This is a genomic window from Hymenobacter sp. UYAg731 (assembly GCF_054061335.1).
The window spans coordinates 42,060-64,894 of record NZ_JBSSEC010000009.1 but is presented as its reverse complement, the minus strand read 5'-3'; the positions used below and the strand labels follow the sequence as shown (position 1 = coordinate 64,894).

Here is a 22,835-nt window from a genome sequence, read left to right as displayed (position 1 = left end):
AGAAAATGACCCTAATAGCACTCCCTTTATGACCCTCTTGTGAGTACTCACTCAAATGTAACGTGCAAAAATATTTTTTGGCTGAGTAAATACAAAGTTACCTATCGGCATCGTTTCCGGAAACGATGCCGATAGTTTTGGTTGGAATACATTGAAATTTGGCAGATTTTATCAGAATCGATTTTCTGAATCCTGCCCTACATTCGATAGTAAGTCAGCTAAACGACCTATCGGATGCATTTACGAACATTGTGTCGTAAATGCATCTGGGTATAACACAAATTGTATTTTACTTAAGAAGCACCATGTTGCACACCATGCGTTGGTTCGGTTCTCATGACCCCGTTTCGCTCTTCGACCTGCGCCAGGCCGGGTGCGCGGGCGTGGTGACGGCGCTGCACCATCTGCTGGTAGGAGCGGAGTGGCCAACGGCAGAGATTGAGGCGCGCCAGCAACTGATTGAGGCCCACAATGCCACGCACGCGCCCCCACACTGGGCCGTGGTGGAGAGCCTGCCGGTGCATGAAGACATCAAAAAAGGACGCGCTTCGCGTGAGGGTTATATAGCGAACTACAAAGCGTCGTTGCGCAACCTGGCCGCCTGCGGCATTCGCACGGTGTGCTACAACTTCATGCCGGTGCTGGACTGGTCGCGCACCAACCTGCGCTACGAAATGCCCGATGGCTCGCGGGCCCTGCGCTTTGTGTGGCAGGACTTTGCGGTGTTCGACCTCTGCATTCTGAAACGGCCGGAAGCATTGGCCGACTATGAGGTGCCTGTGGCGGAGGCCGCCCGGCAGCAGTTTGCCGCTATGAGCAGGGAGGAAATTGCCGGCCTGACCAGCACCGTGCTGCTGGGCCTGCCCGGCTCGGAAGAAGCCTTTGAGCTGGCCGGCTTCCAGGCGCTGCTGGACGAATACGCGGCAATCGGTGCGGCCGAGCTGCGCGACAACCTGCACTACTTCATTCGGGAAGTGGCCCCCGTGGCTCAGGAAGTGGGTATTGGCTTGTGCATTCACCCCGATGACCCGCCCTACCCGCTGCTGGGCCTGCCCCGCGTGGTGAGCACTGCCGACGACCTGGCCCAGCTGTTTGCGGCCTGTGACGTGCCGGCCAACGGCCTCACGTTTTGCACCGGCTCGCTGGGCGTGCGGGCCGATAACGACTTGCCGGCCATTGCCCGGCGCTTTGCCTCGCGCATTCATTTCGTGCATCTGCGGGCCACGAAGCGCGAGGAAAACCCGCGCAATTTTCACGAAGCCGACCACCTGACGGGCGACGTGGACATGTACGCCGTGGTGCGTGAGTTGGTGCTGGAAGAGCAGCGCCGCGCCGCGCAGGACGGACACGCCAGCGCCATTCCCATGCGCCCGGACCACGGCCACCAGATGCTCGACGACCTCAAGAAGAAAACCTACCCCGGCTATTCGGCCATCGGCCGCCTGCGCGGGCTGGCCGAATTGCGGGGGCTGGAATACGGCATCCGGCGCGGCCTGATGGACGAGGTACCGCCGGACCGGCACCGCATCGAAACCCCGCACTACGCCTCCTAGCCTCCGCTTCCCAATCCCACCCAATCCCATGTTGCTCCGGTTACTCCTGTTATGGTTGGTTATCGTTGTCGCCGCGCCGCGCTGCCGGGCCGACGACGGCTACCGGCTGTGGCTGAAGTACGACTTGCTGGGCAATGCGCAGCAGCGCGCTCAGTACCGGGCCGGCCTGCAGTTTATTGCCAGCAGCAGTGCGGATGGGGTGGTGAAAACGGCTGCCACGGAGCTGCAGCGCGGTTTGCAGGGCCTGTTGGGCCAGCCGGTGCCGGTGGTAGCCCAGGCGGCTGATACCAAGCGCGGCATCCGCCTTATGGTTGACCCCTCTGCAAACGTTTCCGGTAGCTCGGCCAGCCCGGACGGCTACCGTATTGCAACCCAGGGCCAGCAGCTGCTGGTGACGGGCCGGAGTGGGGCCGGGGTGCTCTACGGCGTGTATGCGCTGCTGCGGCAGCTGCAAACCGGCCAGTCCATCGCGGGCCTGAACCTGAGCAGCAGCCCGCGCATTCAGTACCGCCTGCTCAACCATTGGGATAACCCGAATGGCACGGTGGAGCGCGGCTACGCGGGCGCTTCCATCTGGAAATGGAACGAACTGCCCCAGCGCCTCGACCCGCGCTACACCGACTACGCCCGCGCCAATGCCTCCATTGGCATCAATGGCGTGGCCATCAACAACGTGAACGCCAGCGCGCGCTACCTCACGCTGGAGTATCTGCAAAAGGTGAAGGCACTGGCGGGCGTGTTTCGGCCCTACGGCATTCGGGTGTATTTGTCGGTGTTTTGGGCCGCGCCCAAAGTCATTGGCGGCCTGAAAACCTCCGACCCACTCGACCCGCAGGTGCGGCAGTGGTGGGCGGCCAAAACCGCCGAAATTTACCAGGCCATTCCGGATTTCGGTGGATTTCTGGTGAAGGCCAACTCCGAGGGTGAGCCCGGCCCGCAGGACTACGGCCGCAACCACGCCGAGGGCGCCAACATGCTGGCTACGGCCCTGGGCACCCACGACGGCATCGTGATGTGGCGCGCCTTTGTGTACAAGGCCAACTCCAATGGCGACCGATTCAAGGAGGCCTACCAGGAGTTTAAGCCGCTTGATGGGCAGTTTGCACCCAAAGTGCTGGTGCAGGTGAAAAACGGGCCGATTGATTTTCAGGCCCGCGAGCCGTTTCACCCGCTGTTTGGGGCCATGCCCAAGACGCCGCTGGTGCTGGAAGTGCAGATTACCCAGGAGTACCTGGGCATGGCCACGCACCTGGTGTACCTGGCCCCACTGTTCAAAGAATGCCTGGATTCGGACACCCAAACCAAAGGTCCCGGCTCGACAGTGGCCAAGGTGGTGGATGGTAGCCTCGACCAGCACCGCATCAGCGGAATTGCGGGCGTGGCTAACATTGGGGCCGACCGCAACTGGACCGGTCATCCCATGGGCCAGGCCAACTGGTACGCCTTCGGCCGCCTGGCCTGGGACTACACCCTGACCTCGGCCGCCATTGCCACCGAATGGACCCAAATGACCCTGACCCGCGAGCCCGCGGCCGTGGTCACCATCGTGGAGATGATGGAACAGTCGCGCAGCATCTACGTGCGCTACACCACCCCGCTGGGGCTGCACCACATCATGGGCCAAAGCATTCACTACGGCCCCGAGCCCTGGCTGGCCCAGGCCGGCCGCCCCGACTGGACCGCCGTGTACTACCACAAGGCCGACTCCGTGGGCCTGGGCTTCGACCGCACCGCCACCGGTTCCAATGCGCTGGCCCTGTATTCGGCCGGTGTGCAGCAGATGTGGGGCAACCCCCAAACCTGCCCGCTCAATTACCTGCTCTGGTTCCACCATGTGGGCTGGCGGCAACCGCTGAGCAGCGGCCGCAACCTCTGGAACGAGCTATGCACCCGCTACTACACCGGGGCCGACTCGGTGACGTGGCTGCAGCAGCGCTGGGCCCGCGTGCAGCCCGCCGTGGACGCGGCCGTGTTTGCCGAGGTGGCTGCCCGCCTGCAAATCCAGCGCCGGGAAGCCCTGTGGTGGCGCGATGCCTGCGTGCTCTACTTCCAAACGCTGGCAAAACAGCCCATTCCGGCCCCTTTTGCGCCGCCCGCGCGCACCCTGGCCGATGTGAAAAATCTGGTCGACCTCTACCAGCTCAAGTAATTATTCCCCGCAAAGAATACCGACATGAATAAGCAGTCGCATACCAACGGGCTGGTTGCCGAAAGCCAGCCGGGGGCTTCCAATGATGCAACAACGGCCGCGCAGCAGCGGCACGCCAAGGTGTTTTCGCTGGATAGCAAGCTGGCGCTGGTGACGGGCGGCGGCACCGGCATCGGGCTGGAAATTGCTCGTTGCATGGCCGAGGCCGGGGCCACGGTCGTCATCACGGGGCGGCGCGAGGCGGTGCTGCAAGACGCCGTGGCCGCGCTGGGCGAATCGGTGGAGTACGTGGTGAACGACATCACCGACCTGAGCTCGATTGACGGGCTGGTGGCGCAGGTGGAAGCCACTTACGGCCCGCTCGATATCCTGGTCAACAACGCCGGCATCAACCTCAAAAAACCTGCCCTGGAGGTAACCGACGATGAATTCAGCCGCATTCTGCACACCAACCTGCACTCGGTGTTTGCCCTCACGCGGGCCTGTGCCGCGCGCATGGTGGCCCGCAAAAAGGGCGTCATCCTCATGATTTCGTCGATGGCGGCCTACTATGGCATCGACCGCGTGGTGGCCTACGCCGCTTCCAAATCGGCGGTGGAGGGCATGGTGAAGGTGCTGGCTTCGGAGTTTTCCTGCCACAACGTGCGCGTGAATGCCATTGCCCCCGGCTTCATCGAAACGGCCATGAGCCGCACCGCCATGAATTCCGACCCCGACCGCCGCGACCGTGCTATGCGCCGCACCCCGATGGGCAAGTTTGGTCAGCCCGAAGACATTGGCCACGCGGCGGTTTTTCTGGCTTCGGCGGCGGCGCGCTACATCACCGGGGTCTCGCTGCCCGTGGACGGCGGCAACTCCATCGGTTTCTAATTATTACTCCCACTCACTGCACTCACTAACCCACCACAAACCCACTCAATACCATGCAACTACATTTATCAGACATTGCGCCCCGGCCGGTTCGGCGGTGGGCGCAGCTCCTGGGAGCGGCCGTGCTCCTGATGGGCGGCATGCTGCCCGCGGCCGCCTGGGCCCAGGCGGGCCGCACCGTATCGGGCACCGTGACCTCGGACAAGGGCGAGCCCCTGCCCGGCGTGACGGTCATCGTGAAAGGCACTACGGTGGGCGCTACCACCAACGCGGCAGGTATCTATACCTTGAGCGTGCCGGAGGGACAGAATACGCTGGTCATCAGCTCCATCGGCTACGAAAAAAAGGAAGTGAACGTGGGCAGCTCCGGGCAGATTGATGCCCGCCTGGCCACCGAAACGCAGGCCCTGAACGAAATCCAGGTGGTGGGCTACGGCGTGCAGAAGAAAAGCCAGGTGACGGGCGCTATTTCCTCCGTGAGCGAAGAGCAGCTGCGCGAAGTACCGGTGTCGAACGTGGGCCAGGCACTGCAAGGCCGCGCTGCCGGCATCACTATTTCGAGCGCCAGCAGCTCGCCGGGCCAGAATCCCACCATTCGCATTCGGGGCAACCGCTCATTTGCCGGCAGCAACGACCCGCTGCTGGTGGTGGACGGCGTGCCCTACGACGGTAACCTCAACGACCTGAACCCCGACGACCTGGCAGGGGTGGAAGTGCTGAAAGATGCTTCCTCCACTGCCATTTACGGCGCACGTGGGGCCAACGGCGTCATTCTCATTACCACAAAGCGCGGCAAAGTGGGCGCGCCCAAGGCCACCTATAGCGGCTATTACGGCCTGAAAAAGGCCTACGGCAAGTTCGATTTGCAGAATGGCCGGCAGTACTACGACTTCCGCTACCAGGCCTACAAAGCCAATGGCGCGGCCGACCCCAATACCGTGGCCGGCTTCCTGACCCCCGACGAGCGCGCCAACCTAGATGCCGGCAAAACCACCGACTACCAGGACCTGCTTTATCGGAACGGCCACATCCAAAACCACGCGCTGGGCGTGAGCGGCGGCACCGAGCAAACGCAATACTCGGCCTCGCTGGGCTACTATGACGAAACCGGCATCGTGCCCGTGCAGCGGTTGCAGCGCTACTCGCTGCGTGCAACGCTCGACCAAAAAATTGGCAGCCGGGTGAAAATCGGCTTGAACACGCTCAATAGCTATACCAATCAGGACGACCCCACACTTAATGTCATTAACGCCATCCTGACGGGCAGCCCGCTGGCTTCGGCTTATGATGCGAACGGGATTCCGGTGCTGTTTCCGAACACGGACACCGCGCTGGGCAACCCGCTGACCTTTTATACCACTGATGCCCACCTTGACCAGCGCCGCCGCATCCGGACATTCAACAGCCTGTACGCGCAGGTAAACATCCTGAAAGGACTGGATTACCGTCTGAACATCGGTCTTGATGGCCGCTCCGAGAACAACGACTCGTTCTACGCCTCCAGCTCGGCGGCGCGGGGCGGCGGGCAGAACGCAGCTTCGCGCTCGCAAAGCCTGGCCTTCAACCTGCTGGCCGAAAATATCCTGACGTATAACCGCAGCTTCGGCAAGCACGACTTGAACTTCACCGGCCTGTACAGCGCCCAAGAGTATCGCACCGACGGCTTTGGGGCCGGCGGTCAGAATTTCCCCACCAACTACCAGCTCGACAACAACCTCGGCGCGGGCACGCCCACGGCCCCTTTCAGCTACCAGAGCCAGTTCGACATCATTTCCTACATGGCGCGGGTGAACTACTCATATGACAACCGCTACTCGGCCACTCTCACGGTGCGCGCTGATGGCTCGTCGCGCCTCGCGCCCGGCAACAAGTACAAGTCCTTTCCTTCGGCCGCCGTGGCCTGGAACATTGCCAACGAATCCTTCCTCCGCGACCAGCCCTGGATGAGCAGCCTGAAGCTGCGCGCCAGTCTGGGCCGCGTGGGCAGCACCGCCGTGAACCCCTACCAGACGCTGGGCTCGCTGCAGTCGGCCCTGGGCAATGGGTACTACAACTTCGGCACTACCGGAGTAGTTGGCGTGGTGCCGGCCACCATTCCGAACCCCAACCTAGGCTGGGAATATACGACCACGGCCAACGTAGGCCTCGATTTCGGTTTTTTCAACAACCGCGTGACGGGTTCGGTGGAAGTGTACCAGCAGCGCACCAGCGACCTGCTGCTGCCCGACGCGCTACCGCTTTCGACCGGTTACGGGTCCTTCACCCGCAACATCGGCATGACCCAGAACCGGGGCCTCGAAATTAGCCTGACCACGGTGAACGTGCGTAGCGCCAACCCCAAGGGGTTCGAGTGGAGTACCGACTGGAACTTCACCGTGAACCGCGAACGGGTTCTGGACCTGGGCCTGGGCAACGACGAGAACGGCAACCCCAAGAGCGACCTGAGCAACCAGCGCTTCATCGGCTCGCCGCTGTACGTGATTTACGACTACAAGAAGGTCGGCATCTGGCAGACGGGCGAAGAGGCCGCCGCCGCCAAAGCCGGCTCGAAAGTGGGTCAAATTAAGCTCGACGACCCCAACAACAACGGCATGGTAGACCCCAGTGACCGCCAGATTATCGGTTCGCGCCAGCCCAAGTTTGAAGCCGGCATGACGCAGCGCTTCCGCTTCATGGGCTTCGACCTAACGGCCGTGGGCCTCACCCGCGTGGGGGCCACCATCGTCGACCCGCTGCTGTTTGGCAACTCCTACTTCACCACCTTCGAAGGCCGCCGCAACCAAATAAATGTGGACTACTGGACGCCCAGTAACCCCACCAACGCTTTCCCGCAGCCCCGCCAGGGCAACGGCGACATCCCGCCCTACAGCCAGACGCTGGGCTATGTGAACGGCACTTTCATCAAAGTGCGCAGCATCGACCTGGGCTACACCATTCCGGCGGCCTGGGCCAAAAGTGCCCTCATGAGTTCGGCCCGCATCTACCTCCAGGTGCAGAACCCGCTCATCTGGTCGCCCAACGCGTTCTACAAGAAGAACCCGGCTATCGACCCGGATGCGCTGTCGTACTCCACCCGCTTTGGCGGCAGCGGCCAGCCCAGCGGCATCGCCTTTGCCGAAGGCGACCTCAACGCCAGTGCCATTACCAGCCTGGCCGGCCGTGGCGTGAACTACCCCACCACGCGCGCCTTTATCGTGGGCGTCAACCTGGGCTTTTAATTTCCCCTCACCTCTTCGCGCAATTGCTACGCTTTGCTGATATGAAAAAATCATTTATTACCGTCTCCGCGCTGGCGGTGCTGCTGCTGGCCACCGGCTGCAGCAAGGACCTTCTGAACGAAACACCGCGCTCCATTCTGGTTCCTTCGTTCCTGGGCACGCCTGAGGGCGTGCAGGCCGGCCTCATCGGCGTTTATTCGGGCCTGCGCAACGTGTATGGCAACGAGGAATGCGAATACCTGTGCGTCCAGGGCACCGATGAGTGGATGCGCGGCTTCAACCCCACCCAGGGCTACGAGGACTACAATCCGTCGCTGATTAACTCGAGTAGCTCGGCAGTGAACAACCAGTGGGGCATCATCTACCGCTACATCAACGATGCCAACGGCGTGATTCAGTACGCCGGCTCGGTGCAGGGGCTGGCCCCGTCCGTGCTCAAGCAGACGGTGGCCGAAGCCAAGCTGCTGCGAGCCAACTACTATTTCTTCTTGGTGCAGCAGTGGGGCGATATTCCGCTCTCGCTCAAATTCGTGGATGCGCCCACCAAGGACGTGGTGCGTGCCCCTACGGCCGAGGTATACAACGCCATCATCACCGACCTGACCGATGCGATGAACAACATCACCGACAAGGCCGCGCAGCCCGGCCGCGTGACGCGCGCCACGGCCCTGCACCTGCTGGCCAAAGTGTACCTCACCCGCGCCACCTCGAAAGCCAAGCAAACCGACGACTATACGAACGCCTTGAAATACGCTGCCGAACTCATCACCAACCGGGCGCGCTACGGCGTAGACCTTGAAACCGATGCCGCCACCGTTTTTGCCGAAGGCAACGAAAATGGTAAGGAAGTGCTGATGAACGTGCAGTTTAATCAGGATGCCGTGTTCTCGGGCCAGCAGCCCTTCGATGGGACAGGAGCCAACCAGACCAGCTTCTTCTTCCGCTTCCGCTATGACCTGCTGCCCAACATGGTGCGCGACATTCCCTATGGCCGCCCTTACGGCCGCTTCTGCCCCACGCCGCATCTGCTGGATTCATACATCACGGCGGGCGAAACCGGCAAGCAGCTGCGCACCCTCGACACGCGCTACGGCAAGTGGTTTACCACGATGTGGCGCGTGAACTCGCCGGGCAATAACAGCGGGGCCCCCTTCAACCCTAAGGCTACGGTGGGCGACACCGCCGCCTGGTACCCCGGCCGCGAGCTGACTGCCGCCGAGCAGGCCCGCATCATGGCCCGGCCCGGGGGACCTTTCGTGGTGGGCCCACCCAGCAAGTACTCCACCAATTTCTCGCCGGGAATGAACAAGTATGATGACGCCACCCGCACGGCTCTGAACAACCCGTCGGACCGGCCCCTCATCGTGTACCGCTTCGCCGAAACCTACCTCATCGCTGCCGAGGCTAGCATGTATACGGGCGATATTCCCGGGGCCGTGGGCTACATCAACGCGGTGCGGGAGCGGGCCGGGGCCACCGGCCGCAAACTTCAAATGGACATCTCGGCCGCGACCCTGACCGGTGCCAGCACCCTGACCGACCCCCGGGGCATCGACTTCATCCTCGACGAGCGTAGCCGCGAGCTGTGCGGCGAGCAGATGCGATACTTCGACTTGGTACGCACCAACAAGCTTGTGGAGCGGGTGCAGGCCTTCGTGCCCGCGCAGGTCGACAACAAAGACGTCGTTATCGGCAAGGGCTCCTACGGCTCGGCGGCAGCGGCCAACATCAAGCCCTACCATGTGCTACGGCCCATTCCGCAGTCGGAGATTGACCGCACCGGTGGCAAGGTGACCCAAAATACGGGATATAACTAACGCCTCTGCATCAGGAATAAAATAAGCCCCGATTTCTGGTCGAAACCGGGGCTTGTTTATGAATGGGTACTGCTTTTTAGTTATACCATACGCAGTAATCTGATTATCAATATGAAATCCCAATACCTTTGCCTTTTGCTTATGAGCTTGCCGCTAGCCCGGCCGGCCGCTGCCAACGTGCGCCTGCCGCGCTTGGTGAGCGACGGCATGGTGCTGCAGCGCGACGCGGCCGTGAACGTGTGGGGCTGGGCCGCGCCGCAGGAGGCCGTGACGGTGGCCTTCTTGGGCAAGACCTACCGCGCCACCACCAGCCCCAACGGCCAGTGGCGCGTGCAGCTGCCGCACCTGCACGCCGGCGGTCCGTTCGAGATGAGCATTGCCGGCACCAACCAGCTGACCGTGAAAAACATTCTGGTGGGCGACGTGTGGCTGTGCTCGGGCCAGTCGAACATGGAAACGCCTATGAGTCGCCTGCGCGACAAATACCCCGAAGTCATTGCCCAGGCCGCCAACCCCCGCATCCGGCAATACGAGGTGCCCCTTACCTACGCCTTCAAAGGCCCCCGCCCCGACGTGACCGGTGGCAAATGGATTGCCGCCGACCCGCAAACGGTGCTGCAATTCTCGGGCGTGGCCTACTTCTTCGCCAAGGAAATCAACAGCAAGTACCAAGTGCCGGTAGGTATCATCAAGGATGCCGTGGGCGGGTCCCCGGCCGAGGCCTGGCTGAGCGCCGACGCGCTGAAGCAGTTCCCCACCTACGAGCAGCAAGGCGCCAAATACAAGGATAGCACCCTAGTGGCGGGCATCAGGCAGCGCGAAGGGGCGGCCGTGGCCATCTGGTACCGCAGTTTATACCAGGCCGACCAGGGCGAAGCGCGGGGCCAGCAAAAGTGGTCGGACCCCGGTTACGACGCCAGCGGCTGGGCCAGCATGAACGTGCCCGGCTACTGGGCCAGTCAGACGCCGCTAGGCATGGTCAACGGCGTGGTGTGGTTCCGCAAAGAGGTGGAGGTGCCGGCCGCGATGGCGGGCCAGCCCGCCCGGCTGGAGCTGGGCACGCTCGTCGATGCCGACTCGACCTACATCAACGGGCAGCTGGTGGGCACCACCGGCTACCAGTACCCGCCCCGCAAGTACGAGGTGAAGGCCGGCGTACTCAAGCCCGGCAAAAACGTGCTGGTGGTGCGCCTCATCAACAACGGCGGGCGCGGCGGCTTCACGCCCGATAAGAACTATCAGTTCACGACCGGGGACCAAACCCTGGACCTGCGCGGGTCCTGGCAGTATAAGCTGGGCGCTGCCCTGCCGCCCACGCCGGGCACCACCACGTTTCAGTACCAGCCCGGGGGCCTGTTCAATGGCATGATTGCGCCCGTGCTGCCGTACGCCGTCAAGGGCGTACTCTGGTACCAGGGCGAAAGCAATACCGGCCATCCGCAGGACTACCAGGCCCTGATGACCAGCCTCATTGGCGACTGGCGCCAGCAACTGGCCCAGCCGGCGCTGCCGTTTCTCTACGTGCAGCTAGCCAACTTTATGCCCGCCCGGCCCGAGCCGAGCGAAAGCGGCTGGGCCGCCGTGCGCGATGCCCAGCGCCGCACCCTGGCCGTGCCCCACACCGGCATGGCCGTGATTACGGACGTGGGCGAGTGGAACGACATTCACCCGCTCGACAAGCAGACCGTGGGCCACCGCCTGGCCCTGGCCGCCTACAGTGTGGCCTACGGCGAGGCCAACGTGGTGGCCGCCGGCCCGCTCTTTCAGACCATGAAAACGGCCGGCAACCGGGTCACGCTCAGCTTTGCCAGCACCGGCGGCGGGTTGGTGGCCAAAGGCGGGCCGCTGGCCGGGTTTGTCGTGGCCGGGCCGGACCACAAGTTTGTGTGGGCCCAGGCCCGCATTGAAGGCAACAAAGTAGTGGTTTGGAGCGACCAGGTGGCCCAGCCCGTGGCCGTGCGCTACGCCTGGGCCGACAACCCCACCACCGCCAATTTAACCAACCGGGAAGGCTTACCCGCTTCCCCATTTCGCACCGATGGTATTTAATTTCCCCAAACTGCTCCCCGGCCTGGTGCTGCTGGCCCTGGCTCTGGCCCCGGCCGCCCACGCCCAGACCACGCCCGTATTCCGCGACGTTTCCAAGCCGCTGAATGCCCGCGTCAACGACCTGATTTCGCAGCTCACGCTGGAAGAAAAAACCCAGCAGATGCTCGACCAGAGTCCGGCCATTGTGCGCCTGGGCATTCCGGCCTACAGCTGGTGGAACGAGGCCCTGCACGGCGTGGGCCGCTCGGGGCCGGCTACGGTGTTTCCGCAGGCCATCGGGCTGGGCGCTACCTTCGACGACGACCTGGCCCTGCGCGAAGCCACCGCCATTTCCGACGAGGCGCGGGCCATGTACAACGCCGCCATCGCCAAAAACCACTACGTGAAATACGGCGGACTCACCTTCTGGACGCCCAACATCAACATCTTCCGCGACCCACGCTGGGGCCGCGGCCAGGAAACCTACGGCGAGGACCCCACGCTCACCAGCCGCATGGGTGTGGCCTTCGTGCGCGGCTTGCAAGGCCCCGACCCGAAGTACCTGAAAGTAGCGGCCTGCGCCAAGCACTACGCCGTGCATAGCGGCCCCGAAAAGCTGCGCCACGAGTTCAACGCCGTGGCTTCGCCCCAGGACCTGCGCGAAACCTACCTGCCCGCCTTCAAGGCCCTGGTGCAGGAGGCCAAAGTGGAAGCCGTGATGTGCGCCTACAACAGCACCAACGGCGAGCCCTGCTGCGGCAACACCTTTCTGCTGCAGGATGTGCTGCGTAAGGAGTGGGGCTTCCGAGGCCACGTTGTAAGCGACTGCGGCGCGTTGGACGACCTCTACGAAGGCCACAAAGTGGTGAAGACCAAGACCGAAGCCGCCGCCCTGGCCCTGTCGCGCGGCGTGGACCTGAACTGCGGCGACACCTACACCAAGCTGCCCGAGGCCGTGCGCCAGGGCCTGCTCAAGGAAACCCAGGTGGACACCGCGCTGGCCATTCTGCTGCGCACGCGCTTCCGGCTGGGCCTGTTCGACGGGCCAAATGCTACGCCCTACGACCAGCTCACGCCCGCCGTCATCAACAGTGCTGCGCACCGGGCGCTGGCCCGCGAAGTAGCCCTGAAATCGATGGTGCTGCTGAAAAACAACGGCGTGCTGCCCCTGCGCAACGACCTGGGCAAATACTACGTGACCGGCCCCAATGCCACCAGCGTGGAGGCCCTGCTGGGCAACTACTACGGCGTAAACGCGCAGATGTCGACCGTGCTCGAAGGCGTGGTGGGCGCGGTGCAGCCCGGCAGCCAAGTCGAGTACAAGCCGGGTATTCTGCTGGACCGCAACAACATCAACCCCATCGACTGGACCACCGGCGATGCGAAAACGTCCAACGCCATCATCGTGGTGCTGGGCATCACGGGCCTGCTGGAAGGGGAGGAGGGCGAGTCGATTGCCTCGGCCCACGCCGGCGACCGGCTCGACTACAACCTGCCCCAGAACCAGATTGACTTCCTCAAAAAGCTGCGCCAGGGCAGCAAAACGCCCATCATTGCCGTAGTAACGGGCGGTAGCCCCATGAACCTGGCCGAAGTCCACGAGCTTTGCGACGCCGTGCTCCTGACCTGGTACCCCGGCGAAGAAGGCGGCAACGCCGTGGCCGACCTGCTTTTCGGCAAAGCCTCGCCCTCGGGCAAGCTGCCCATTACCTTCCCGAAATCGTTCGACCAGCTGCCGGCCTACGAAAGCTACGGCATGAGCGGCCGCACCTACCGCTACCTCGCCGCCGAGCCCCAGTACCCGTTCGGCTTCGGCCTAAGCTACGCTAAATTTGAGTATTCCGCGCTGGCCTTGCCCAGGAATGCGGCCAAAAATAAGCCGGTGGAAGTGACCGCCAAAGTGAGCAACACCGGCAAAATGGAGGGCGAAGAAGTCGTCCAGCTCTACCTCACCCACCCACCCAAAAAGGGCACCCAAACGCCCTTCTACGCCCTCAAAAGCTTCAAGCGCATCAAGCTGGCTCCGGGTGCCAGCACCACGGTAACGTTCACGCTCACCCCAGAAATGCTGGCTTTGGTGAACGCCCAGGGCCAGTCGGTAAATGCCGCCGGGCCAGTCACGGTATGGGTGGGCGGCGCATTGCCCGGCGCGCGCAGCGTGGCGCTGGGGGCCAGCCCCGCCGCCTCAGCGGTGCTAACGGTTAAGTAATCTCATTCACCATGAAATACCTCCTCGGCTACGACATCGGTAGCTCCTCTATCAAGGTTTCGCTGCTCGACGTTGCCACCGGCAAGGCCGTGGCTACCGCCATTTCCCCTAAGCAGGAGATGGAAATCAGCGTGCCCCAGGCCGGCTGGGCTGAGCAGCGCCCCGAGCGCTGGTGGCAGGAATGCGTGAACGCCACCGCCCAGCTCAAGGCCGAGTACGGCTTCGATACCAGCCTGGTAGCTGGCATCGGCATCACCTACCAGATGCACGGGCTGGTGTTAATTGACAAAACCGGCCAGGTGCTGCGCCCGGCCATCATCTGGTGCGACAGCCGCGCCGTGGACCTCGGCAACCAGGCGTTTGCGGAGCTGGGTGAAAAGCATTGCCTGGAAAATTACCTGAACTCACCCGGCAATTTTACCGCATCCAAATTGAAGTGGGTGCGGGAAAATGAGCCCGATGTTTACGCTAGGATTCTCAAGATTCAGCTGCCCGGCGACTACATCGCCTTCAAGCTGAGCGGCCAGTTGCAAACCACCGTTTCGGGCTTGTCGGAAGGCGTGTTCTGGAATTTCAAGCAGCAGAACATTGCTCAGGAGTTGTTGAATTACTACGGCATCAGCGCCGACCTGCTGCCCGAGGTGGTGGACACCTTTTCGGTGCAGGGCCAGCTGAGCACCGAAGCCGCGCAGGAACTGGGCCTCACGGCCGGCACTCCCATCAGCTACCGCGCTGGCGACCAGCCCAACAACGCCTTCTCCCTCAACGTGCTGAATCCCGGCGAAATCGCGGCCACGGCTGGCACCTCGGGCGTGGTGTACGGCATCACCGACGCGCCGGCTTCCGACCCCGCCTCGCGGGTCAATGCCTTTGTACACGTCAACCACACGGCCGCGCAGCCCCGCAACGGCGTGCTGATGTGTATGAACGGCACCGGCATCCTCAACAGCTGGCTGCGCAAAATGGTGGGCGAAATACCCTACGACGAGATGAATCACCGGGCCGCGCAAGCACTGGTTGGCTCCGATGGCTTAGTATTCCTGCCCTTCGGCAACGGGGCCGAGCGCATCCTCGAAAACCGCCCCACCAACGCCGAATTGCACGGCCTCAAATTTAACATACACAGCCAGGCTCACCTGCTGCGTGCCGCCCAGGAAGGAATCGTATTCGCCCTGATTTACGGCCTGAACATCATGCGGCAGATGGGCGTGCCGGTGCGCACCGTGCGCGCCGGCAACGCCAACATGTTCCTGAGCCCCGTGTTCCGTGAGGCCTTTGTAAACGCCGGCAACGTGACACTGGAACTCTACAACACCGACGCCGCCCAAGGCGCGGCCCGCGGCGCGGGCATCGGCGCGGGCATATACGCCAGCGCGGCCGAAGCTTTTGGCGGCCTCGAATGCATCCTCACCGAAGTGCCCACCGAGGCGCTACGCGAACAATACCAAGTGGCCTACAACCGCTGGCAAGACGTTTTATCCCAACTAAATATCCCCCAACCAACCACTTTATCCCATGTCTAGCAATACGCTTTCGAAGACGGAATTTTTTACGGGTATCGACAACATTCGCTACGAAGGCCGCGAATCGGATAACCCCCTGGCGTTTAAATGGTACGACGCAAACCGCGTGGTGGCCGGCAAAACCATGAAGGAATACCTGCGCTTCGCCACGGCTTACTGGCACACATTTGTAGGCACCGGCGGCGACCCGTTCGGCCCCGGCACTAAGAACTTCGCCTGGGACGCGCACCACGAAATCGTGGGCCGCGCTAAGGACAAGGCCGACGCGGCGTTTGAGTTCTTCACCAAGCTCGGTACGCCTTACTACTGCTTCCATGACATTGACTTAGTGGACGAAGGCGCGTCGCTGGCCGAGTACGAGCGCAACCTGGCCACCGTGGTCGACTACGTGAAGCAGCACCAGCAGGAAAGCGGCGTGAAGCTGCTCTGGGGCACGGCCAACGTGTTTTCAAACCCACGCTACATGAACGGGGCCAGCACCAACCCCGATTTTCAGGTGGTGGCTCACGCCGCCACGCAGGTCAAGAATGCCATCGACGCGACCATTGCGCTGGGCGGCGAAAACTACGTGTTCTGGGGCGGCCGCGAAGGCTATATGACCCTGCTCAACACCGATATGAAGCGCGAGCAGGCCCACATGGCCCGCTTCCTGACCATGGCCCGCGACTACGCCCGCCAGCAGGGCTTCACCGGCAAATTTTTCATCGAGCCCAAGCCGGCCGAGCCCACTAAGCACCAGTACGATTTCGACGCCGCCACCGTCATCGGCTTCCTGAAAGAGCACGGGCTGGAGAATGACTTCCAGCTGAACCTGGAGGTGAACCACGCCACGCTGGCCGGCCACACCTTCCAGCACGAGTTGCAGGTGGCCGTGGATGCCGGCATGCTCGGCAGCATGGATGCCAACCGCGGCGACTACCAGAACGGCTGGGATACCGACCAGTTTCCCAATAACCTCAACGAGCTGACGGAGAGCATACTCATTATCCTGGAGGCCGGCGGCATCACCCAGGGCGGCATCAATTTCGACGCCAAAACGCGCCGCAACTCGACCGATTTGGAGGATATCTTCATCGCCCACATCGCCGGCATGGACACCTTTGCCCGCGCCCTGGTCACAGCCGATGCCATCCTGGAAAAGTCGGCTTACCGGAAGTTTCGCACGGAGCGCTACGCCTCGTTCGATTCGGGCCAGGGCGCGGCGTTCGAGAAGGGACAGCTGACGCTGGAAGACCTGCGCACCATTGCCCACAAATCGGGCGAGCCGCTGCCTAGGAGCGGCAAGCAGGAATGGCTGGAATCCATTATCAATCAGTACATCTAGGAAGTCGGTAGCAACAAAAACGGAACCGGCCGGCTGCGGAATGGTGGGAAACAGTAACGTGGCTGGCCGGGAAAGTTTTCCGGGAATTTTAAGGTAGTAAAACCAGTAGCTCGCTACAACGGGCCGCCGGTTTCAAAGGCGTTTCGGAGGGACTTTTGGCTTGTTGGTGAGCAGCTGAAAGTCTGCATGCGGTCCAGTGGGCCGGCACCCGGGACGCCTCACTGCCTGGCAAATTTGTGCGGCAGCTGGCCCCAAATCACCCTTTTTAATTGCTCCTTGTATGAATAAGTGCTTGAATGTTGCCGCTGTTTTTGTTTCCCTCAGCCTCTTCGTTTCACTGGGCGCTTCGGCCCAAACCGTGCAGATGAGCGTGCAGGCGGGCGACCCCAGGCTCATCATCAGCAAGCACATTCAGGGGCAGTTTGCCGAGCACCTGGGCCACTGCATCTACGACGGCTTTTGGGTTGACCCCGCCCTGAACGTTCCCAAGCAAGGCCGCATACGGATGGATGTGGTGGAGGCACTGAGGAAAATTCATGTGCCCAATCTGCGCTGGCCCGGCGGCTGCTTCGCCGATACCTACCACTGGCACGACGGCGTGGGCCCCACCACCCAGCGCCCCAAAATACTGAACCTGTGGTGGGGCAACACTCTGGAAGATAATAGCTTCGGCACGCACGAGTTTCTGGAGCTATGCCAGCTGCTGGGCACCGAGCCCTACCTGGCCGCCAACGTGGGCAGCGGTACCGTGCAGGAAATGGCCGGCTGGATGGAATACCTCAACGCTAACCAGGACACGCCGCTGGTGCGGGAGCGCCGCCAGAATGGCCACACCGATACCTACAAGGTTAGCTGGTGGGGCATCGGCAACGAAAGCTGGGGCTGCGGCGGCAACATGACGGCCCAGTATTATACGGATGTATACAAGCGCTACGCCACTTTCGCGCACCAGTATGAAGGTGCGCCACCCCTGAAAAAAATTGTGAGCGGGGCCAACGGCGACGATGCAAACTGGACGGAGGTGTGCATGAAAAACATCCCGCTCAACCAGATGTGGGGCCTTACGCTGCACCAGTATACGCTGCCTACCGGCAGCTGGAGTGGCAGCAAAGGCAAGGCCACCGGCTTTGGCGAGGATATGTATTTCAGCACCCTGCGCAACTGCCTGAAGATGGACGCCATCGTGACCAGGCACGCGGCCATTATGGACAAGTACGACAAGGAAAAAAAGGTGGCGCTGCTGGTGGACGAATGGGGGGTGTGGACCGATGTGGAGCCCGGCACCAATCCCGGTTTTCTGTACCAGCAAAACTCCCTGCGCGACGCGCTGGTGGCCGGCACCACGCTCAACATCTTCAACAACCACTGCGACCGGGTGCGCGGCGCCAACCTGGCCCAGGCCGTGAACGTGCTGCAGGCCTTGGTGCTAACGGACAAGGAAAAGATGCTGCTCACGCCCACCTACCACGTTTTCGACCTCTACCAGGTGCATCAGGACGCGGAGTTTCTGCCGTTAAAATTCAGCAGCCCGGACTATGCCTTCGGCAACGAGAAAATTCCGGCCCTGAACGCTTCGGCATCGAAAGACAAAAACGGGGTCGTGCATATTTCCCTCGTCAACCTCGACCTCCACAAGGCCCTGAGCCTTGAAACTGCGTTGCCCGCCGTGAGCTGGCAGACTGTGACCGGCCGCGTGCTGACTTCGGGCAATGTAAACGACCACAATACTTTCGACAAGCCCACCACCGTGCAGCTAGCGGCCTTCAAAGGGGCCCGCAAGCAAGGCCGCAACCTCGCCGTGACCCTGCCGCCTAAGTCGGTGGTGGTGCTCGAGCTCAAGTAAGAACCCGCTTCACTGGCCGGCAAATGGGCCGCTAAGCCAGCCAAACACCTTCTATGAAAACCCCCATTACCTTGCTGGCTACGGCAATTGTCGCTGGCCTGGCCCTGACCAGTAGCCAAAGCCCGCCGGCCGAAAAGGGCTTGAAAGACTACTACCAGCCATACTTTCCGGTGGGAGTGGCCGTGTCGCCGCAGGCGTTGCGCAACCCGGTTGAGGCGGCCCTCATCCTCCAGCAGTTTAACAGCCTGACGCCCGAGAATGCCATGAAGATGGGTCCCATTCACCCGGAGGAAAACCGCTACAACTGGGCCGACGCGGATGCCATCGTGGACTACGCGCAGGCCCACAAGCTGAAGGTGCGCGGCCATAACCTGTGCTGGCACGAGCAAACGCCCAATTGGCTGTTCAAGGACGCGCAGGGCAAGCCGGCGACCAAACAGGTGCTGCTGAAGCGCCTCAAGGACCACATCAATACCGTTGTGAAGCGGTACAAAGGCAAGGTTTACGTGTGGGACGTGGTGAACGAAGCCGTTTCGGACAACCCGAATGAATTTTTGCGCAATTCGGAATGGTACAAAATATGCGGCGATGACTTCATTGCCAAAGCCTTCGAATACGCCCACACCGCCGACCCCAAGGCGGTGCTCTTCTACAACGACTACAACACCGAGCGGCCCGAAAAGCGCGCGCGCATCTACAAGCTGCTCAAGCAGTTGAAAGAAGCCAAAGTGCCTATCGATGCAGTCGGCTTGCAGGGCCATTGGTCGCTGCAGGAACCCACGGAGCCCGAGCTGCGCGCGGCCCTGGACCAGTACAAGTCGCTGGGCCTGAAAATTCAGATTACGGAGCTCGACGTGTCCATTTACCCCTGGGAGAAGGAGAGCCGGGCCCGGCGGCCCGGCGAAACGGATGCCTACACGCCCGAGCTGGAGCAGAAGCAGGCGGCGCAGTACAAGATGTTTTTCAAGGTGTTCCGCGACTACAAAGACGTGCTGACTGGCGTTACTTTCTGGAATATATCGGACCAATACACCTGGCTGGATACTTACCCCGTGGCCGGCCGCAAGAACTACCCTCTACTGTTCGACCAAAAGCAGCAGCCCAAAAAGGCCTTTTATGAGGTGGTAAATTTCTGACCTTAGATCCTGATTTACAAATTATTACATATGAAAATCATTCGCCTTTATCCGCAATGGCTGGTGCTGCTAATGCTGCTGAACAGCCCCGTCGCGCAGGCCCAAACCAAGCCGGCCGCCGCTAAAGTCGTCAATGAAGCCACCCCTGAATTCACGCTGGTGGCCAACGGCCGCGCGGCCGCCATCTATGCCAGCGCGGCCGAGTGGCCGGGCGTGCTGCGGGCCACCAAAGACCTGCAAGCCGATGTGCAGCGCGTCACCAAAGCGGTGCCCGTTTTCAGCACCAGGCCGCCGAATGGGCCGGAAGTGGTGCTCATTGGTACGCTGGGCAAAAGCCCGCTGATTGACAGGCTGGTGAAGGCCGGCAAGCTCAACATTAGCGGCGTGGCAGGCAAGTGGGAAACCTTTGTGCGGCAGGTGGTGCTGAACCCGATGCCTGGCGTGAAGCAAGCGCTGGTGATTGCCGGCAGCGACAAGCGTGGCACGATTTACGGCATCTACGACCTCTCGCAGCAGATTGGGGTGTCGCCCTGGTACTGGTGGGCCGACGTGCCGGTGAAGCCCCAGACGGCCCTGCACATTCCCGCCGCCCGCCACACCCTAGGCGAGCCGGCCGTGAAGTACCGGGGCATCTTCATCAACGATGAAGCGCCGGCGCTCTCGGGGTGGGCAAAGGAGAAGTTCGGCGGGGTCAACTCGAAGATGTACAGCCACATGTTCGAGCTGATTCTGCGGCTCAAGGGCAACTACCTGTGGCCGGCCATGTGGGGCAACATGTTCAACGTGGACGACCCGCTGAACCCCGAGCTGGCCGATATGTACGGCATCGTGATGGGCACGTCGCACCACGAGCCGCTGACCCGTGCCCATGAGGAATGGAAGGCCTTTGGCGCGGGCAAGGCCTGGAATTACCAGACCAACGACACCACGCTGCGCCGCTTCTGGCGCGGCGGCATGCGGCGCATGGGCATCCGCGAAAACATCGTGACCGTGGGAATGCGTGGCGACGGCGACGAGCCCATGAGCGAAGGCAGCAACATCGCCCTGCTCGAAAAAATAGTGGCCGACCAGCGCCAAATCATCGCCGAAGAAACCCACAAGCCCGCCGACCAAACGCCCCAGCTGTGGGCACTTTACAAGGAAGTGCAGGACTACTACGACAAAGGCATGCGCGTGCCCGACGACGTGACCCTGCTGCTGTGCGACGACAACTGGGGCAACCTCCGCAAGCTGCCCAAACTGAGCGACCAGCCCCGCAAGGGCGGCTACGGCATCTATTACCATTTCGACTACGTGGGCGGGCCGCGCAACTACAAGTGGCTGAACACAAACCCACTGCCGCGCATCTGGGAGCAGCTGCACCTGGCCCACGAGTACGGCGCCAACCAGATTTGGGTGGTGAACGTGGGCGACCTCAAGCCCATGGAATTGCCAATTTCCTTCTTCCTCGACTACGCTTGGAAGCCCGAAGCCATTCCGGCCACGGGCGTGGCCGCTTACACGCAGCACTGGGCCAGCCAGCAGTTTGGGCCGCAATACGCAGTTGGTATCGCCGACATTCTGGCCAAATACGCCAAGTACAATGCCCGCCGCAAGCCCGAGCTGCTGGATGCCAACACCTACAGCCTGGCCACGGGTGAGTGGGCCACGGTGGTGGCCGACTACAACCAGCTCCTGACCCGCGCCGAGGCCCTCAACCAAAAGCTGCTGACCACCAACCGCGACGCTTTTTTCGAGCTGGTGCTACACCCCGTGCAAGCCTGCGCCAACCTCAACGAGCTGTACTACACCGTGGCCCAGAACCGCAAGGCCGCCAAAACAAACCAGCCCAACACCAATATCCTGGCTGAAAGAGCCAAGGCGCTGTTCGCTAAGGATGCAGAAATTTCGCGCCGCTACAATACCCTGGCCGGCGGCAAATGGAACCATATGATGGACCAGATGCACATCGGCTACACCGCCTGGCACGACGAGCGCGCCGATAAAATGCCGGACGTGGTGACGCTGCCCGCCGACGCAGTGCCAACAGCGGTTTCCACGGTCGCTGGCCCAGCCAAAATCGGTAGCTATGTTTCGATAGAAGCGGAGCACTACACCCGGGCTGTAAACGCCGGTGCTGTCACTTGGCAGCGCCTGCCTGACCTGGGCCGCACGCTGGGTGCCGTCACTACTTTTCCCACCACAACCGCGCCCACCACCGCACCGAGCGCCGGCAGCCCGCATCTGGAGTACCGCCTCACGCTAGCCCAACCGGGGCCGGTGATGGTGCAGGCCTACCTCGCGCCAACCCTCGATTTCACCAATACCACAGGCCTGCGCTATGCCGTGTCGCTGGACGATGAAGCGCCGCAAATCATCAACCTGCACACCGGCCTCAACCCCAATAACGGCAACCGATTATGGGAGCAGGCCGTGGCCGAAAACATTATCATCAAATCCTCGACCCACCAAGTGGCTACCGCCGGGCCACACATTCTCAATTTCTGGCGTGTGGACCCCGGCGTGGTACTGGAAAAGCTGGTAGTAAGCCCCGGCGACCTACCGGGCAGCTACCTCGGCCCACTCGAAAACCTGCAACGCATGCCTACGTCAACTCTCAAAAAAGCCAGCCTAGGCAGCCGCTAGGCCAAAAGGGAAGCGTCCGGAACGGGGTGTTTACCTTCTTCTAAATGAAAAGGTCCGCGTGAACTGGTGCATTGACCCGGATATAAAGAACTTGAAGCCTGCTCTCATCACCCTCCGTTATATACTACTGTGCGAGTCAGGGACTCATGAGGTGGTCTAGCTAAGCCGGACAGAGCTGGGACGTGGTTTGCAGGTGAATTTCGAAGTGGTTTGGTGCCGGATAGCCGAGGGCGGAATGGCGGCGTTCGGCGTTGTAGTAGGCGATGTGGTGGCTGATTTCGAGTTTGACTTCGGCTAGCCCAGACAAGCGCCCGCCATCGAGTAGTTCGACTTTGAAGCGGCTGCAAAAGGATTCGGCGCGGGTCGTAGCCGGTAAGGCGTTACCGTATCGTATATGGCAACTCCAGCAGCCCTACGAGCAGGAGTTGCCGGGCCTGATGCATAGTCTGCTTGCCGCGTTTGACCAGGTGCTACGCACTATGCAGTTGATAGCCCAGCAGCTGCGTAGCTATGATGGGTTGTAAACAGTTGAAGAAAGAC

13 protein-coding genes are annotated in these 22,835 nt (G+C 61.8%); 12 read left to right on the top strand and 1 reads right to left on the bottom strand.

Features of this window, described 5'->3' with window-relative positions; all coding sequences use genetic code 11:
- The first annotated feature begins 317 nt into the window (after positions 1-317).
- From uxuA to ACVWYF_RS21615, 12 genes are all read left to right on the top strand, one after another.
- Positions 318-1,553 (top strand): mannonate dehydratase, encoded by a 1,236-nt coding sequence (gene uxuA / locus ACVWYF_RS21670; protein WP_457072128.1) that lies wholly within the window; start codon positions 318-320, stop codon positions 1,551-1,553.
- A 28-nt stretch (positions 1,554-1,581) separates the two neighbouring features.
- Positions 1,582-3,702, top strand: a complete 2,121-nt coding sequence (locus ACVWYF_RS21665; RefSeq protein ID WP_457072126.1) for an alpha-glucuronidase family glycosyl hydrolase — start codon at positions 1,582-1,584, stop codon at positions 3,700-3,702.
- Between the two features lie 24 nt (positions 3,703-3,726).
- Entirely contained in the window at positions 3,727-4,572 is an 846-nt protein-coding gene (locus tag ACVWYF_RS21660) for an SDR family NAD(P)-dependent oxidoreductase (RefSeq protein WP_457072124.1), read from the top strand.
- A 53-nt stretch (positions 4,573-4,625) separates the two neighbouring features.
- Positions 4,626-7,790 carry a SusC/RagA family TonB-linked outer membrane protein gene (locus ACVWYF_RS21655; protein WP_457072122.1) on the top strand — a complete coding sequence of 1,055 codons (3,165 nt, stop codon included), beginning with the start codon at positions 4,626-4,628 and terminating at the stop codon, positions 7,788-7,790.
- A gap of 41 nt (positions 7,791-7,831) precedes the next feature.
- A complete protein-coding gene (locus tag ACVWYF_RS21650; protein WP_457072119.1) occupies positions 7,832-9,607 on the top strand; it encodes a RagB/SusD family nutrient uptake outer membrane protein in 1,776 nt (591 codons plus the stop codon).
- Positions 9,608-9,748: 141 nt separating this feature from the next.
- Positions 9,749-11,656 carry a sialate O-acetylesterase gene (locus tag ACVWYF_RS21645; RefSeq protein ID WP_457072117.1) on the top strand — a complete coding sequence of 636 codons (1,908 nt, stop codon included), beginning with the start codon at positions 9,749-9,751 and terminating at the stop codon, positions 11,654-11,656.
- Positions 11,646-13,844: a glycoside hydrolase family 3 N-terminal domain-containing protein gene (locus ACVWYF_RS21640; protein ID WP_457072115.1), complete on the top strand. Its 2,199-nt coding sequence runs from the start codon at positions 11,646-11,648 to the stop codon at positions 13,842-13,844. Before ACVWYF_RS21645 ends, ACVWYF_RS21640 begins: the two co-directional genes overlap by 11 nt.
- Positions 13,845-13,855: 11 nt before the next feature.
- Entirely contained in the window at positions 13,856-15,367 is a 1,512-nt protein-coding gene (locus ACVWYF_RS21635; RefSeq protein WP_457072113.1) for a xylulokinase, read from the top strand.
- On the top strand, positions 15,360-16,691 hold the full coding sequence (gene xylA / locus ACVWYF_RS21630) for a xylose isomerase (protein WP_457072110.1): 1,332 nt from the start codon (positions 15,360-15,362) through the stop codon (positions 16,689-16,691). Before ACVWYF_RS21635 ends, xylA begins: the two co-directional genes overlap by 8 nt.
- A 280-nt stretch (positions 16,692-16,971) precedes the next feature.
- Positions 16,972-18,534: an alpha-N-arabinofuranosidase gene (locus ACVWYF_RS21625; protein WP_457072108.1), complete on the top strand. Its 1,563-nt coding sequence runs from the start codon at positions 16,972-16,974 to the stop codon at positions 18,532-18,534.
- Positions 18,535-18,587: 53 nt separating this feature from the next.
- Positions 18,588-19,670, top strand: coding sequence for an endo-1,4-beta-xylanase (locus ACVWYF_RS21620; RefSeq protein ID WP_457072105.1), 1,083 nt, complete (start codon positions 18,588-18,590; stop codon positions 19,668-19,670).
- A 30-nt stretch (positions 19,671-19,700) separates the two neighbouring features.
- Positions 19,701-22,295, top strand: a complete 2,595-nt coding sequence (locus ACVWYF_RS21615; RefSeq protein WP_457072103.1) for a glycosyl hydrolase 115 family protein — start codon at positions 19,701-19,703, stop codon at positions 22,293-22,295.
- 160 nt (positions 22,296-22,455) lie between these two features.
- Here the strand turns inward: ACVWYF_RS21615 and ACVWYF_RS21610 are convergent, their stop codons facing one another.
- Positions 22,456-22,689, bottom strand: a complete 234-nt coding sequence (locus ACVWYF_RS21610) for an integrase core domain-containing protein (RefSeq protein WP_457072225.1) — start codon at positions 22,687-22,689, stop codon at positions 22,456-22,458.
- Between the last annotated feature and the right edge of the window lie 146 nt (positions 22,690-22,835).